The sequence below is a fragment of the Streptomyces sp. NPDC007088 genome (assembly GCF_042869355.1).
In the GTDB taxonomy this organism is placed as follows: domain Bacteria; phylum Actinomycetota; class Actinomycetes; order Streptomycetales; family Streptomycetaceae; genus Streptomyces.
Genome location: NZ_JBIAFO010000006.1, coordinates 335,243 through 349,920, shown reverse-complemented (window position 1 = coordinate 349,920; position 14,678 = coordinate 335,243). Strand labels below are relative to the sequence as shown.

At 72.1% G+C, this 14,678-nt stretch carries 13 protein-coding genes; 4 read left to right on the top strand and 9 right to left on the bottom strand.

All coding sequences use genetic code 11. The features are described 5' to 3' along the window. Positions 1–63 precede the first annotated feature (63 nt). The 4 genes from ACFYMP_RS12880 to ACFYMP_RS12865 all read right to left on the bottom strand — a co-directional run bounded on the left by ACFYMP_RS12880 (position 64) and on the right by ACFYMP_RS12865 (position 4,322). Complete coding sequence (locus ACFYMP_RS12880; RefSeq protein WP_388855115.1) at positions 64–741, bottom strand: 4'-phosphopantetheinyl transferase; 678 nt, start codon at positions 739–741, stop codon at positions 64–66. Beyond that, entirely contained in the window at positions 738–1,592 is an 855-nt protein-coding gene (locus ACFYMP_RS12875; protein ID WP_388855112.1) for a metallophosphoesterase family protein, read from the bottom strand. Before ACFYMP_RS12875 ends, ACFYMP_RS12880 begins: the two co-directional genes overlap by 4 nt. A 180-nt stretch (positions 1,593–1,772) precedes the next feature. Beyond that, on the bottom strand, positions 1,773–3,287 hold the full coding sequence (locus tag ACFYMP_RS12870; RefSeq protein WP_388855109.1) for an aromatic amino acid ammonia-lyase: 1,515 nt from the start codon (positions 3,285–3,287) through the stop codon (positions 1,773–1,775). Positions 3,288–3,371: 84 nt separating this feature from the next. Further along, on the bottom strand, positions 3,372–4,322 hold the full coding sequence (locus tag ACFYMP_RS12865; protein ID WP_388855106.1) for a glycine betaine ABC transporter substrate-binding protein: 951 nt from the start codon (positions 4,320–4,322) through the stop codon (positions 3,372–3,374). 381 nt (positions 4,323–4,703) lie between these two features. On the opposite strand from ACFYMP_RS12865, the gene ACFYMP_RS12860 reads away from it, so the two are divergent. Genes ACFYMP_RS12860 through ACFYMP_RS12845 form a run of 4 tightly spaced genes read left to right on the top strand, consistent with a single transcriptional unit; the run spans position 4,704 to position 8,765 of the window. Then, positions 4,704–7,271 carry an ATP-binding protein gene (locus ACFYMP_RS12860; protein ID WP_388855103.1) on the top strand — a complete coding sequence of 856 codons (2,568 nt, stop codon included), beginning with the start codon at positions 4,704–4,706 and terminating at the stop codon, positions 7,269–7,271. Beyond that, positions 7,222–7,689, top strand: a complete 468-nt coding sequence (locus ACFYMP_RS12855) for a roadblock/LC7 domain-containing protein (protein WP_388855100.1) — start codon at positions 7,222–7,224, stop codon at positions 7,687–7,689. Before ACFYMP_RS12860 ends, ACFYMP_RS12855 begins: the two co-directional genes overlap by 50 nt. 40 nt (positions 7,690–7,729) lie before the next feature. Next, positions 7,730–8,143, top strand: a complete 414-nt coding sequence (locus ACFYMP_RS12850) for a DUF742 domain-containing protein (RefSeq protein WP_388855098.1) — start codon at positions 7,730–7,732, stop codon at positions 8,141–8,143. Next, positions 8,106–8,765 (top strand): ATP/GTP-binding protein, encoded by a 660-nt coding sequence (locus tag ACFYMP_RS12845; RefSeq protein ID WP_388855095.1) that lies wholly within the window; start codon positions 8,106–8,108, stop codon positions 8,763–8,765. The genes ACFYMP_RS12850 and ACFYMP_RS12845 overlap by 38 nt, the downstream gene beginning before the upstream one ends. A gap of 154 nt (positions 8,766–8,919) precedes the next feature. Here ACFYMP_RS12845 and ACFYMP_RS12840 read toward each other — a convergent pair whose 3' ends face one another. The 5 genes from ACFYMP_RS12840 to ACFYMP_RS12820 all read right to left on the bottom strand — a co-directional run bounded on the left by ACFYMP_RS12840 (position 8,920) and on the right by ACFYMP_RS12820 (position 14,670). Further along, positions 8,920–9,585 (bottom strand): ABC transporter permease, encoded by a 666-nt coding sequence (locus ACFYMP_RS12840; RefSeq protein ID WP_388855092.1) that lies wholly within the window; start codon positions 9,583–9,585, stop codon positions 8,920–8,922. Continuing rightward, complete coding sequence (locus tag ACFYMP_RS12835) at positions 9,582–10,280, bottom strand: ABC transporter permease (RefSeq protein WP_388855089.1); 699 nt, start codon at positions 10,278–10,280, stop codon at positions 9,582–9,584. Before ACFYMP_RS12835 ends, ACFYMP_RS12840 begins: the two co-directional genes overlap by 4 nt. Then, positions 10,277–11,443, bottom strand: coding sequence for an ABC transporter ATP-binding protein (locus ACFYMP_RS12830; protein WP_388855086.1), 1,167 nt, complete (start codon positions 11,441–11,443; stop codon positions 10,277–10,279). Before ACFYMP_RS12830 ends, ACFYMP_RS12835 begins: the two co-directional genes overlap by 4 nt. A gap of 137 nt (positions 11,444–11,580) precedes the next feature. Continuing rightward, positions 11,581–12,777, bottom strand: a complete 1,197-nt coding sequence (locus ACFYMP_RS12825) for an aromatic acid exporter family protein (RefSeq protein ID WP_388855083.1) — start codon at positions 12,775–12,777, stop codon at positions 11,581–11,583. An 81-nt stretch (positions 12,778–12,858) separates the two neighbouring features. Further along, positions 12,859–14,670, bottom strand: coding sequence for a thiamine pyrophosphate-requiring protein (locus ACFYMP_RS12820; protein WP_388855080.1), 1,812 nt, complete (start codon positions 14,668–14,670; stop codon positions 12,859–12,861). Between the last annotated feature and the right edge of the window lie 8 nt (positions 14,671–14,678).

Below are 14,678 nucleotides of genomic sequence, written 5' to 3'. Positions count from 1 at the left end.
CGCCCCTGGTTCTCCCCGGACGGGGCCCTGTTGGGCCTCCCGGCGCCCGGCGGGCGGACACGGTCAGGGCTGGTGGGCTATGGCGGTCACGATCAGTCCGCGCTCGATCCGCCAGCGGCCCTCGAAGGTCTCCAGGAGCCGGCCCTCGTGGTCGTGTCCCCTCGACAGGAGCCGGGCGTGGAAGGTGCGCCGCTCCGGGTCGAGGTCCAGCTCGGCCTCCTGGAAATCCAGGGGCTGTCCGGTGAGCGGGAACCACGTCTTGTAGACGGACTCCTTCGCGCTGAACAGCAGGCGGTCCCAGGCCCGAGCCGGGAAGTGGCTTGCCAGCCGCGCCACTTGCCGCTGTTCGCGCGGCCGGGCTATCGCGTCGAGTACCCCTTCGGGCAGGGGTGCGTGCGGCTCCGCGTCGATACCCAGGGAGACGACCTCGGCTCCGAGGGCGACGGCACAGGCACGGTATCCCTCGCAGTGGGTCAGGGAACCGACGACGCCCCGGGGCCACACCGGTGCGCCGCGGAGGCCGGGGACCAGGGGCCCGGCCGGCCGGCCGAGCGCCGAGAGGGCCTGGCGGGCGCAGTGCCGGACGGTCGTGAACTCGCGGCGGCGCTTGTCCACGGCCTTGGCTATCACCGCCTCTTCCTCGGGGTGGAGGAGGACTCCGGGGGTGTCCTCGAAGGCCTCGGCGCTCCGGGCCTGCGGCGGCAGCAGCGAGGTCAGGAGGGTGGAGGTCGGCTGGTTCACCGGGCGTCCTTCCGGGGGTCGATCCGGCGCAGAATCCCCCGGGGGTGGCCGTGCCGGCGCCACTCCCGCGGGTAGCCCACGGAGACCTCGTGGAAGGGCACGCCGTCGTGGACGGTACGGCGCGGGATGTGCAGGTGGCCGTAGAGGACGCAGGAGACGGGGAAGCGGCGGTGCCAGTCCTCCGTGCGCCGGGTGCCGCACCACATCGCCAGGTGGGGGTGGTGCAGGACGCGGGTCGGTTCCCGTACCAGCGGGTAGTGGTTCACCAGGACGAGCGGGAGCGAGGGGTCGACCGCGGCGAGGCGGCGTTCGGTATCGGCGACCCGGGCCGCGCACCACTCCTCCCGGCTGGCGTAGGGGTCGGGGTGCAGGAGGTACTCGTCGGTGAACGCAATGCCCGTCGCCTCGGCCACCGCGAGGCCGTCGGCCTTGGACCTCGCTCCGTCCGGCAGCCAGGAGTAGTCGTAGAGGAGGAACAGCGGGGCGATGGTGCACGGTCCGCCCTCGCCCCGGAAGACCGGGTAGGGGTCCTCGGGGGTGAGGACGCCGAGGCCCCTGCACATCTCCACCAGATACCGGTACCGCTCCTCTCCGCGCAGCGTCAGCGGATCGGAGGGGTGGGTCCACAACTCGTGGTTCCCGGGCGTCCACACCACCTGGGCGAAGCGGTCGGCCAGCAGGGCCAGGGTCTTCTCGATGTCCGAGGCGATCTCCGCCACATCGCCTGCCACGACGAGCCAGTCCTGTGGCCCGTCGGGGCGGAGGTCCTCGACGAGCTGCTTGTTTTCCCCCACGGCCGCGTGCAGGTCACTGACTGCCAGCAGACGACCGGGGGCCTGAGCACCAGTCACAGCGTCATGCTACAGATCCCGGTCACTCCTGACCCTCCTGTTTCGTTTCTGTGGGGCTCTGTACGAGGTTGTCCGGTAAGGCAGTTGGTACCGCTCCTCTTCCGTCGCGAAGAGGAAGAGAGAGGGTACGCGGCCGCCCTGTCGGCGCCCGTCAGTCGAGGAGATGACAGCGGTTCCGCCTCACACGCAGAAGCCCGGCGCCGGGGGTGACAGCTCCTCAAGGGAGTCCAGCAGCTCTGCGGCTCTCGCGACGTCGCCGCTCAGCGGCCGGTCCGCCGTCTCCGGGTCCAGGGCGGCGTCGGCGAGCCGGAAGGCACGGCCGGCGGGGAGGTCCGGATCGGGCGGGGCCGGGCGCAGCCGCAGGGCGCGGACCGCCGCTACGAGTTCGCAGGCGAGGACGAGCCGGTAGGCCCCTGCCGCGCGGCGGGTCTGGCGGACGGCCTGCGAGGCGAAGCTCGCGGCCTCCTCGACGCCCCGGGAGAGCACGGCGTGGCCGCTCGACGCGGGCGCGGAGGCCGCCGCGCGCAGTTCCGCGAGGGCCGAGTTGGCGCTGTACTCAAGGATCATCGTGCCGGAGTCGGCGGCGGGGTCGGCGGCGAGGAAGCGGGGGAGCCCGGTGATCGCCGGATCGCCGAGGCCGCTGAGCCGGGCGGCGGAGAGCCGCGCGGTGCCGAGGACGGCGAGGCACAGGTGGTCGAGCGCGAGGCCGAGCGGGGCCGCGAAGAAGCCGCCGTGGTGGTAGGCGGCCGGTCCTTGGTCCGGCCCGGACGCGCTGATCAGCGGATTCTCGGCGGCGGCGTTGATGTCGATTGACAGCACCCGCAGGAGGGACACCACCGCTTCGAGCGCCGGGCCGTGCAGTTGCGGGAAGCAGCGGAACCCGAAGGGGTGCTGGATGAGGCCGCTGGGCCGGCCGGGCCGCTCGGGGGCGCCGAGTTGGCGTCGTATCTCGGCGGCGGCCTGTACGACACCGGGGTGCGGCCGGGCCGCGTGGACGGGGGCGGCGTACGCCTCCAGGGAGCCCTCGGCGGCGGCCAGCGACAGCGCGGCGACGACCTGGGAGGTCCGCACGAGCCGGTCGAGGTCGTGGCCGACCAGCGCCGCCTGGCCGAGGGTGAGGGCGTTGCTGCTCATCAGGGCCAGCGCGTCGCCCTGTTCCAGAGTCATCGGCGCGGGTGCCGGGCCGCCCTGCCAGGGGTGCTCGCCGATCAGGGCGAGGCCGGTCTGGGCGAGCGCCGTGAGATCGCCGGTGCCGACGGCCCCGTACTCGTTGACCACGGGGTGCACACCGGCGACGAGGGCGTCGGCGAGCGCCTGTACGAGGGCGGGCCGCAGCCCGGAGCCGGCGGCCAGCACCTGATTGACGCGTACGGCCAGCATCGCCCGCACCTCGCGGGCGTCGAGCGGGGCGCCGATCCCGCCGGCGTGGCTGCGCAGCAGCCGCAGATCGTGCCCGGCGGACGGCCCGGGGGCCACCCCCACGCTGCGGTTGGCTCCGACGCCCGTGGTCCTGCCGTACACCCGGCCGGTCGCCGTCAGGGTGCGGGCGAGGCGGCCGGCGTCCTCGACCCGGGCGAGCGCGTCCGGGTCGAGGACGGGACGGGCTGTCCCGTCGGCGATGCGGACGACCGTGTCCGTGTCGAGCCGCAGCCCGTCGAGAAGCACGAGGGTGTCGTCCATGGGCGGTGCCGTCATCGGGAAACGCCCCTTCTCCCCACCGTGTGGCCCCTGCCTTCTTCGGTCTCTTGCCGTTTTCGCCGCGCTGGTCGACGCTCTAGGTCAGCTGAGGCCCTTGGCCTTGAGCCAGCCGCGCGCGACGGCGAGCGCGTCCTCGTGCTCGTACTGCACCTTGGCGTCGAGCTCGCGCAGTTCGCCGGTGCTGAGCTTGGCCGACACGGCGTCGAGGACGTCCTGTCCCTTCTTCGGCAGCTTGTCCTTGCGGATCAGCGGAGTCACGTTCTCGAAGGAGAAGAGCCTCTTGGTGTCCTTCAGGACGACGAACTTCTCCTTCTGGATCGAGGGGTCCGTGGTGAAGACGTCGGCGGCCTGGATGTTGTTCTTCTTCAGGGCGGCGACGGTCAGCGCGCCGCCGGCGTCCAGGCCCTTGAAGGACTTGAAGCTCAGGTTGTAGACCGACTTGAGGCCGGACAGCCCCTGGTGCCTGGACTGGAACTCCGGGGAGCCGCCGATGACCAGCTGCGGGGCGATGCCGGCCAGGTCCTCGATTCCGGAGTCGGTGGTGAGCTTGTACTTCTTCGCCGTCTCCGCGTTGACCGCCACGGCGTCCTTGTTCTCGGCGGTGGACGACTTGAGGATGGCCAGCGTCGCGGGCAGCTTGGCGGCGATCTCCTTGTTGGTCTCCTCCACCGAGGTGGGGACGGCCTTGGAGTCGAGATAGGCCAGGAGCGCGCCGTTGTACTCCGGGATGGCCGTCACCGAGCCGTTCTTGAGCATGCCGTAGGTGGTCTCGCGGCTGCCGATGTTGTGCTTGTACGTGACGTCGATCCCCTTGGCCTTGAGCGCCTCGCCGTAGATGTCGGCGAGCAGGATGCTCTCGGGGAAGTTGTTGGAGCCCATGACGACTTCGCCCTTGCCGGCGGCGGCGGGCTTGAGCGGGTCGCTTCCCGAGTCGTCGGAGGAGCCACATCCCACCAGCAGTCCACCGGCCGTGATGGAGGCTAGGGCGACGACGACGGTGCGGCGCCGGAACCTGTTCGCGGTATCAGTCACTTTTCCCGATCCTGGTGTCTCAGCGATGATGGAGAGGTGGCGAACGGGCCTAGCGCGTAGAGCGATTGAGCCCGGGACGGTGCTGCTCTCCGCCCCGCCGCGCGGCGCTCGGAGGCCGCTGCTCACGATCCAAGCGATCTCCCGCGCGCATCGTCAAGAGCCGCCTGATCACCGATTGGCTTCGAATCGCGACCGAACGTGCCAGGACATGCGAGGTATGCCTTCATTTTGGTCGTTAACTGATCCATTTCTATCGGGGGTTGGCCGAACACCATCGGTCGGCCACGGTAGGGTCCCCCTCGTTGTCGGTGTGCGCATCGGCCCCAACAGCCCCGTATTTCTCAGGTGTTACACCGCTCGTATCCCAGCCAAGGAGGCCAGGTGTCCTCGCACGAAGGGGGAGCTTCCGGTCGGCAGTCGACCTCACCGCGCAGGGCGGGCCGCCGGATCGGCACGCTGCTGGAGCGGTGGCCCTTCGGCCGCAAGCTCCATCTCCTCGTCCTGGTACCGGTCGTGGTCATCGCCGCGATGCTCGCCTACGTCGTCGGCGACGAGCTGACGCAGGCGCGTGACGCGGCCGACACCGCCACGCTCGTGCGCGACAGCGAGAGCGTCGCGACCCTCATCGACGACCTGCAGAGCGAGCACCGCCAGGCCCTGCTGCTCTCGGTGCGCCACCAGGCGGCCCAGACGGGCGGAGCCGGAAAACCGTCGGACCGTGCCTATGTGGCGGCGCAGCGCCGTACCGACGCCCAAGTACGCCGGGTGCGGGCTTCGTTCGGCTCCCGCCTGCCGGCCGCCGAGGCCGACGCCGTCGACATGGTCGGCGGCCTCAGTGATCTGCGGCGGATGATCGGCGCCCAGTTCCTGCCGGCCGACAACATCGACCCCACCTACATCGCCCTGGGCGACCAGCTGATCGAGGGTCTCGGGCTCACCGGTTCCGGCAACTCGGCGCACGGCTCGGCGGGCAGCAGACTGGAGGCGCTGCTCGGCGCCGACGCCGCCCACGCGGCCTTCGAGACGGCCGTGTTCGGCGCGCAGAGCGGGGACGCCAACGCGCTCAACGAGTTCCTGCGCGCGGTCGGGGACCACCGCAGGTTCGAGGACCGGTCCGCGCTCTTCAAGTCGCTGTCCTCGCAGGGCGAGGGCGCCCAGGTCGACGGTATCGAGCGCAGTTCCCAGCAACGGACCATCGAGGACCGGTACAACGCCCTGCGGGTGGACCCCAGTGCGCTCCAGTCCGGCAGCACACAGCAACTGCGGGCCTCGATCGACGCGGCGCTGAAGGCGGAACCGCAGTTCGCGCGGCAGGCCGAGGACCGGCTGCGGATCACCCACACCCTGATCGACCGGATCGCGGCCCAGGCGGACGAGGCCTCCGGCAACGCGTGGCGGCGCGCCCTGCTGCTGCTGGCGGCGGCCGTGCTGGCTCTCGCCCTGTGGCTGCTCTTCTCCTTCCTGGTCCGCCGCTCGGTCGCCCGCCCCGTCCGGGTGCTGACCGCGGCGGCCCAGCAGGTGGCCGACGCCACCGGCCGGGAGTTGGCCCGGGTCGCCGACGACGAGTCGGCCGAGACCCGGCCGCCGAGCCTGCGGGAGATCCCCGTCCCCGTACGCGACGAGATCGGCACGCTGGCCGAGACGTTCAATCAGGTGCAGTCCGCCGCCTCGGCCCTGCTGGAGCGGCAGATCGTCGTGCGGGGCAACGTGGAGAAGATGTTCGGCAACATCGGCCACCGGGTCAGCAATCTGGTCTCCCGTCAGCTCGACCTGATCGAGGGGCTGGAGAAATCGCAGACCTCCCCCGAACTCCTGCGCCCGCTCTACCAGATCGACAACATCGCCACCCGGCTGCGCCGCAACGCCGAGAGCCTCCAGGTGATCGCGAGCAGGCGCGGGTCGGCGGCGGACATCGACGCGCAGGGGCCCACCAGCCTGGCCGACGTACTGCGGGCGGCGCAGAGCACCATCGAGGGGTACGAGCGGGTCACCCTGCGTCCCTCGGCCGAGGTGGCGGTCGCGCCGGCCGCCGTCGGCGACCTGACGCTGATGCTGGCCGAACTCCTCCAGAACGGCGTGTACTTCTCGCCCGCGCACACCACGGTCGACGTCGCCGTGCAGGTGCGGCTGCCGGCCGAGGGCGCCGTGATCGAGATCATCGACCACGGCCTCGGCATCCCGGCCGACCAGCTCGTCGAGGAGAACGCCCGGTTGCTCAGCCGGGAACGGCTGGACCTCGCGCCGACCAACGTGCTCGGTCTGTTCGTCGTGGGGCGTATCGCCCGGCGTTTCGGCATCGGGGTCGTCCTCACCCGCACTCCGGGCGAGGGCCTCACCAGTACCGTCACGATCCCCGCCGAACTGCTCCTGCCCGCCGAGGTCGTACCCGCGCCGGCCGGCCCGCCTCCCGCCCCCACGCCGCCCGCGGGCCCTTCCGGGCTCCCCCGGCCGGCCCTGGTGGCCGCGACCCCGCACGAGAGCGGCCTGCCCAAGCGCGTCTCACGCCGCGGCGCGGAGCGGTCCGCCCGCCCGGAGACCGCTCAGGACGTGAACGCCCCCGCGGCCCCCGTCCCCGCCCCGGCTCCCCGGGGGTCCGGGGACCAGCCGCGGCACGACCAGGCCCGGCGCGATCCGGCCCACCCCGAGGAGGCACGGAGCGACCGGGGCCCCGGCGACGGTCCCCGGCCCCTGCGCCGCCGGGTGCGCGGGGCGACCCTGACCCCGGCCGCGGACCGGCCGGCCGGCGCCTCCCTGGAGCGGCGTGGCCCGGTCGACCCCGCGCGGGTGCGCAGCGAACTGGAGGACCTTGAGGCCGCGACGGAGCGGGCACGAGCGGACTCCACCCGCGAAACGACAGTCCCGGTGCCTCGGGCACCGCACACTCCGGAAGGATCTGGCAATGACGGACGACCTCACCACGAACCCGGCGACAGCCGACGGGCTCGGTGAATCCGCGGCGAGGTTCACCTGGCTCCTCGAACGCTTCGCCACCGAATCGGCGGGCGTCGTGGACGCCATCGCCGTCTCCTCCGACGGTCTGCTCATCGCCGTGTCCCGGCCGGACGGGCAGGACGACTCGGAGCGCCTGGGGGCGGTGATCTCGGGCATGCTCAGCCTCGCCGCCGGGGCCAGCGCCAACTACGGGCTCGGCGATCTGGGCCGGATCATCATGGACTACCAGGGCGGGCGGCTGCTGGTGACGGCGCTCGGCAGCGGCGCGGTGCTCGGCGTCGTCGCCTCCACGGAGGCCAAACTGGCCGATGTCGCCTACGAGATGACGCTCTTCACCGAGCGGGCCGGAGCGGTGATCAGCCCGGAGCTGATCGTCGAGCTCCAGAAGCAGGTCACCTCGGCGCCGGCAAGATGAGCCGGCGAAGAAAACCAGGGAGCGAGGAGGACGTACCGCCATGCCGGCCGGTGAACCCGCAGCCGACGAGACCGGGGAACCGCGGCCCGGCCCGGTCACCCGCGCCCCGGCGATCCGCCCCTTCCTGCTGACAGCGGGCAGGGTGGCCGACGCGAGCAGCGCGCTGCCCGTCGAGACCCAGGTGGTGGCCACGGCGCGGGCCCTCGCCGTGCTCGACACCCTCTCCTTCGAACCGCTGGCCATCGTCTCCGTCTGCCGGCAGCCGCAGTCCCTCGCCGAGATCGCGGCCCATCTCCGTCTCCACCTCAACGTGGTCCGCGTTCTGGCCGAAGACCTCCGGGTCAAAGGACATCTGGCCGTGTACGAGCCGGGTACCGGAACCGCCCGGGACCCCTCGATTCTGCAAAGGGTTATCGATGGGCTACTCGCCATCCCCGACTCCCCCGAGGCATGACCCCTCGGGCGCCGAGGCCGGCGCCGCCCGGCCGGCCGTCCAGCCGCCGCTGCCCGTGAAGATGGTGATCGCGGGCGGCTTCGGGGTGGGCAAGACGACCACGGTCGCCTCGATCTCCGAGATCAGGCCGCTCACCACCGAGGCGTCGATCACCTCCGTCTCCGCCGGTGTGGACGATCTCGCCCACACGCCGCGGAAGACGACCACCACGGTCGCCATGGACTTCGGCTGCATCACCATCGACCCGACGCTGAAGCTGTACCTGTTCGGCACGCCGGGCCAGGACCGCTTCAAGTTCATGTGGGACGACCTCGTGGAGGGCGCGCTGGGCGCGCTGGTGATCGTCGACACCCGCAGACTGGACGACTGCTACGTGGCCGTCGACTACTTCGAGGCGCGGGGCATCCCGTTCGCCATCGGGGTGAACAGCTTCGACGGGAGGACCAGCCACTCGCTGGACGAGGTGCGCTGGGCACTCGATGTCGAGACCCGGGTGCCGCTGTTCGCCTTCGACGCCCGGGAGCGCGGTTCGGTGCGCGACGCGCTGCTGACGGTCCTGAAGGTCGCGCTGGCCGGTGCGACGGCGCCCGGCCGCCGGTCCGGCCCCGAGAACGGCGCGTAGCGGCCGGCCGGGCACCTCCCGTACGGCCCGCCGGGTACCTCTCGTACGGCGGAGTGGGCACGTCCCGTACGCCGGGCCGGGGCCTCTTGTCCGTCGGGCACCACCCGGGGCTCCGGGTGGTGCCCGACGGACAAGAGGGGTTCCGCCGTGAACGTCAGCGGCGGCGGACGCCCGGGGAGACGGCCAGCCGGCCGGCCAGCCAGAAGACGGCCAGGGCCAGGAGCGCGAGGAGGGCGACGAGCGTGGCCCCGCCCACGACCTTCTCGTAGTCGCGCTGGTACAGGCCGTCCACGATGAACCGGCCGAGCCCGCCGAGGCTCACGTACGCGGCGATGGTCGCCGTCGAGATGATCTGGATCGCCGCGGAGCGCAGACCGCTGAGCACGAGCGGCAGCGCCGCCGGCAGCTCGACCCGCAACAGCACGTGCGCCGGGTGCATGCCCATGCCGCGCGCCGCGTCGACGGGCGCCGGGTCGACGCTGCGCACGGCCTCGTACGTGGTCACCAGGATCGGCGGGATCGCGAGCACCACGAGCGGGATCATCACGGGGGTCAGCCCGATGCCGATCGCGACGAACATCAGCACCAGCAGGCCGAAACTGGGCAGCGCCCGCGCGGCGACGGCGATGACCGCCAGCACGTTGCCGCCCCGGCCGGTGTGGCCGGTGACCAGACCGACCGGCAGCCCGATCCCGGCGGCGATGCCCAGCGCGATCAGCGAGTAGTCGATGTGCTCCCACACCCGGCGCGGCACTCCGTCGTAGCCGTGCCAGTGGGCGCCGTCGCCGAAGAACGAGGTGACGAAGTGGACGATGTTCACCGGGCACTCTCCAGCGCGGACCGGGCGTCCGCCGACGTCTCGGGGGCCGTGGCCCTGCCGCGCGGCAGCCACGGGGTCAGTACGTTCCGCAGCAGGAGCAGCAGGAGGTCGGCGGCGATCGCCAGCACGGCCGTGGTGACCACGGAGCTGACGGCCAGCATGGGCCGGTGGTAGAACATCGCGTCGGCCAGCAGGTTGCCCAGCGCCCCCTGGTTGCCGATCAGCGCCCCCACGCTGACCAGGCTGATACTCGCGACGGTGGCGCCGCGCAGCCCCGCGAAGATCGCCGGGACGGCGATGGGCAGTTCCACCCGCAGGTAGCGGCGCCACGGGCCGAAGCCCATGGCCGTGGCCGCCGCCTGCGTCTCCTCGGGCACCGCGCGGACGCCGTCGACGATGGCGGGGACGAGGACCACGAGGCTGTAGAGGGTCAGCGGGATCATCACGGTGATCTGGCTCTGGCCCGTGTAGTCGATCAGGATGACGAAGATGGCCAGTGACGGGATCGCGTAGAAGATCGTGGTGCCCCACAGCACCGGCGGGTAGACCCAGGAGTAGCGCACGCACAACTGGCCGACCAGCAGCGCGAGCACCAGGCCGACGGCCACCGGGATCAGCGCCTCCTCCAGGTGCCAGGCCACGAGGCCCGCGTAGCTGTGCTGGAGGTCGCTCGGCACATCGAAGAAACCGCTCATCGGCCGGCCGCCACTGGCCGGCCGGACGGGGACGCCGGGTCCTGGTGCCGGGCGTGCGCGGTGCGGATCGCCGCGGCGATCATCTCCTGCGAGGCGACGCCGACGGCGCGGCCCGCCGTGTCCACGGCGACGGCCCAGCCGGTCGGGGACAGCACCGCGCCGTCCAGCGCCGCCCGTAGCGAGTCCCGGTGGACCGAGAAGGGCCTGCCGCACGGGATCAGCCCCCCGGGGCCGGACTCCGGGGCCGCCGGGTCGCTCCAGCCGAGCGGTCTGCCCGCCGCGTCGGTGACCAGCAGGTACGGGACGGCGGCGCGCCCGGCCGCTTTCTCGCCCGGGTCCCCGGCCGCCGTCCGGGCGGAGGCCGCGGCGCCCTGGACCACCGTGGGGGCCGGTGCCAGTTCCAGTCCCGTCGAGCTGAAGAAGGACAGCCGCCGCACGCCCCGGTCGCTGCCGAGGAAGTCCTCGACGAAGGCGTCGGCGGGCGCGGAGAGCAGTTCACCGGGGGGCGCGAGCTGGGCGATCTTCCCGCCGGTGCGCATCACGGCGATACGGTCGCCGATCTTGATGGCCTCGTCGATGTCGTGGGTGACGAAGACGATCGTCTTGCCCAACTCCGACTGTATGCGCAGCAGTTCTTCCTGAAGTCCTTTGCGGACCACGGGGTCGACCGCAGAGAACGGCTCGTCCATCAGCAGTACCGGCGGGTCTGCCGCGAGAGCCCTGGCCACTCCCACCCGCTGCTGCTGGCCGCCGGAGAGCTGGTAGGGGTAGCGCTTGGCCATGGCGGGGTCGAGCCCGACCCGGCCCATCAGCTCCACCGCCCGCTCGCGCGCGCGTTCCTTGCCCCAGCCGAGCATGCGCGGCACGGTCGCGATGTTGTCCAGGACACTGCGGTGCTGGAAGAGGCCGGCGTTCTGGATGACGTAACCCATCGAACGGCGCAGCGCGTTCACCGGCTGCTGGCGGATGTCCTGCCCGTCGAGCAGGACGCGCCCCTCGCTCGGCTCGATCATGCGGTTGATCATCCGCAGCGTCGTCGTCTTGCCACAGCCCGAAGGCCCTACGAGGACGGTGATCGAGCCGTCGGGTATCTCCATGGACAACCGGTCCACAGCGACCGCGCCGTCGGCATACCGCTTTGTCACCGCTTCAATGCTTATCAAGGTGTCAAGTACCCTTCGGCGTGGTCCAGTTCCGGCCTTCCCGGACGCCCGGACCTACCGTATCGCGCCGCCCTCCGCGCTCTGCGGGCCGTGGCCCCCGTCGGCCGCGCCGCCGCTCCTGGACGTGAACCGAGGACCTATTCCGCTTCTCCCTGCCCTTCCTGCTCTTCCTGCTCCAAGCCCGCGAGGGTGCTGAGCAGTTGCCTGGTCTCGACGAGGAGGCCGCCGCCCACCGCGGCGGCCGTGCCGGCCTGGCCGCGGAAGGACTCGGCCACCTCCCTGTACGCCTCTCTCGCCCGCCGGGCGGCCTCCTCGCGTGTCTCCTCCCCCTGGCCGGCGTCCTCGCCGGACGTCCCCGGGTCACCCAACTCCCTTGCCTCGACGGCGCACAGGTCCGCGAGTCCGTCGGCCAGGTCGGCGTAGCAGGTGAAGAACGCCTCCCCGGGCGGGGTGAGGGGGCTGTCCTCCCCCGCCACGGCCCCCAGGGTGCGGGTGATCGCGCGCAGGTGGTCGGCGACGGAGCTCCACCGGTCGTCGGCGGCCGGTGGTGGCTGGAGCGTTTCGAGGCGGCGCAGTTTGCGGGCCGGGTTGAGGCGGGTGCTCTCGGCGCTGCGGCTGCGGGCCTCCTTGACGGCCGAGAGGATCGTCTCCAGTCTGCGGGCCCGGTCGTGCCAGCCCTGCGCGTCGGCCGGTGACCAGCCCTCCCGGGAGCCCTCGGCGATGGCGTGCAGGAGGTCGGCGCTCTCCCGGGGCAGCCGCTGGAGCTGGTCGCGCACGCTGCGCAGGTGCACGGGCGGCAGGATCAGCGCGTTGACGGCGATGCCGATGGCCGCGCCGACCGCGGTCTCCAGGAGCCGGTTGCCGATCTGCGAGGAGTCGTTCGAACTGTAGGTGATCACGAACAGGGCGGTCGTCGCCCCGTAGATCCCCTGGGTGCCCAGGCGGCGGTAGGTACCGATCAGGACCAGCGGTGGAAGGACGAGGGCCATGGACCCGAGCGTGTTCTCTCCCGTGAGGGACAGCGCGGCCGCCGCCGCCAGCGTGCCCACCAGGATGACGGCGTACTGCTGGAGACCGGAGCGCAGCGAGCGGTAGACCGTCGCGTCGACCAGGGCGAGCGCGGTCCACGGGGCGAGCAGGGCCTGGGGCGCCCTGAGCCACCAGCCGACCAGCGCCCAGGCGGCGATCGCGGCCCCGGCCGCCTTCAGCGACTGCACCATGGTGTCGCGCTCGGGGCCCGAGTACCGGACGGCGTTGCGCGCGGTGCGCCCCACGGCCGCCGCCTCCCAGCGCACCCGGTCCGCGGCGGCCGTCGCCTCTTCCCTCACTGTCACCTGTTCCCGTCCTCCACCTCAGAACCTCAGAGCCGTGTCGGGGCGCGGCGACGCCGGCATCCACCCCTTGACGCGCGGCCTTCAGCTCCCGTCCTCGTCCTGCCCGCGTTTACCGCCGGGCAGGATGTCCTGGATCTTCGCCTTGACGCCCTGTTTGACGACGCCCGCGGCGGCGGAGTCGCCCTTCAGCAGGGCCTTGGCCGTCGCCTGAGCCTGTTCCCAGGTGGCGTGCGGCGGGATCGGCGGTACGTCGGGGTCGGTGACGAACTCCAGGAGGAAGGGCCGGTCCGCCGCGAGCGCCTGCCGCCAGGCGTCCTCGACCCCGTCGGGGGACTCCACGCGGAGGCCGCCGAGACCGAGGGAGCGGGCGAAGTCGGCGTAGCGCACGTCGGGCAGGTGCTGGGACTCCAGGAACTGGGGGGCGCCGGACATGGAGCGCATCTCCCAGGTGACCTGATTGAGGTCCTGGTTGTTGAGGACCGCGACGATCAGCCGCGGATCGCTCCACTCGGGGTAGTACTTGCTCGCCGTGATCATCTCGGCGAGGCCGTTCATCTGCATGGCCCCGTCCCCGACGATCGCGATGGCGGGGCGGTCCGGGTGCGCGAACTTCGCGCCGATCACGTACGGCACCCCGGGGCCCATGGTGGCCAGCGTCCCCGACAGGGAGCCCCGCATCGATCCGCGCATCCGCAGGTGCCGGGCGTACCAGTTGGCGGCCGAGCCCGAGTCGGCCGCGAGGATCGCGTCGTCGGGCAGGAGCGCGTCCAGGGCGTGGACCACGTACTCGGGGTTGACCGGGTCGGCCTCCAGCGCGGCCCGCCCTCGCATGACCTCCCACCACCGCCTGGTGTCCGACTCGACGCTTTCGCGCCAGGCGCCGTGCTTCTTCGGTGTCAGCAGCGGCAGCAGCCGGTCGAGGGTGGCGGTGGCGTCGCCCACGAGGTTGACCTCGAAGGGGTAGCGCAGGCCGATCATCGTCGGGTCGATGTCGATCTGGACCGCTCGGGCCTGCCCGTACTCCGGCAGGAACTGGGAGTACGGCAGGTTGGAGCCGATCACCAGCAGGGTGTCGCATCCCTGCATCAGCTCCCAGCTCGGGCGGGTGCCGAGCAGGCCGATGGCCCCGGTGACGTACGGCAGTTCGTCGGAGAGGACGTCCTTGCCGAGCAGCGCCTTGGCGACGCCCGCGCCGAGGACCTCGGCGATCCGCTCGACCTGGGCGCGGGCCCCGCGGGCGCCCTGCCCGACGAGGACGGCCACCTTCTCCCCGGCGTTCAGGACCTCGGCGGCGCGCCGCAGGTCCTCTTCGGCCGGGACGGCGGTGGAGTGTGACGCGCCCAGGCTGGAGGGCACCATCTTGAAGGCGTGGCCGGGCGGGGTGTACTCCAGTTCCTGCACGTCGGCCGGGATGATGACGGCGGTGACGGTACGTCGCCCGTAGGCGGTGCGGATCGCTCGGTCGATGACGTTGGGGAGTTGCTCGGGGACGGTCACCATCTCGCAGTAGTCGGAGGCGACGTCCTTGTAGAGGCTCAGGAGGTCGACCTCCTGCTGGTAGGAGCCGCCCATCGCGCTGCGGTTGGTCTGGCCGACGATCGCGACGACCGGCACGTGGTCGAGCTTGGCGTCGTAGAGGCCGTTGAGGAGGTGGATGGCGCCGGGCCCGGAGGTGGCGGCGCACACGCCGACCTTGCCGGAGAACTTGGCGTAGCCGACGGCCTCGAACGCGGCCATCTCCTCGTGCCGGGCCTGGACGAACTTGGGCTGGTTGTCGGCGCGCCCCCAGGCGGCGAGCAGGCCGTTGATGCCGTCGCCCGCGTAGGAGAAGACGTGCTCTACCTCCCACTCGCGCAGCCGCTGGAGTACGTAGTCGGAGACCTTCATCGACATGGCGGGTC

Bases quoted from the DNA above. Each gene is read 5' to 3' on its own strand.
- ACFYMP_RS12845 (WP_388855095.1), top strand. From the start codon at position 8,106: ATGGGCTACTCGCCATCCCCGACTCCCCCGAGGCATGACCCCTCGGGC.
- ACFYMP_RS12850 (WP_388855098.1), top strand. From the start codon at position 7,730: ATGCCGGCCGGTGAACCCGCAGCCGACGAGACCGGGGAACCGCGGCCC.
- ACFYMP_RS12820 (WP_388855080.1), bottom strand. From the start codon at position 14,670: ATGTCGATGAAGGTCTCCGACTACGTACTCCAGCGGCTGCGCGAGTGG.
- ACFYMP_RS12870 (WP_388855109.1), bottom strand. From the start codon at position 3,287: ATGACGGCACCGCCCATGGACGACACCCTCGTGCTTCTCGACGGGCTG.
- ACFYMP_RS12835 (WP_388855089.1), bottom strand. From the start codon at position 10,280: ATGAGCGGTTTCTTCGATGTGCCGAGCGACCTCCAGCACAGCTACGCG.
- ACFYMP_RS12855 (WP_388855100.1), top strand. From the start codon at position 7,222: ATGACGGACGACCTCACCACGAACCCGGCGACAGCCGACGGGCTCGGT.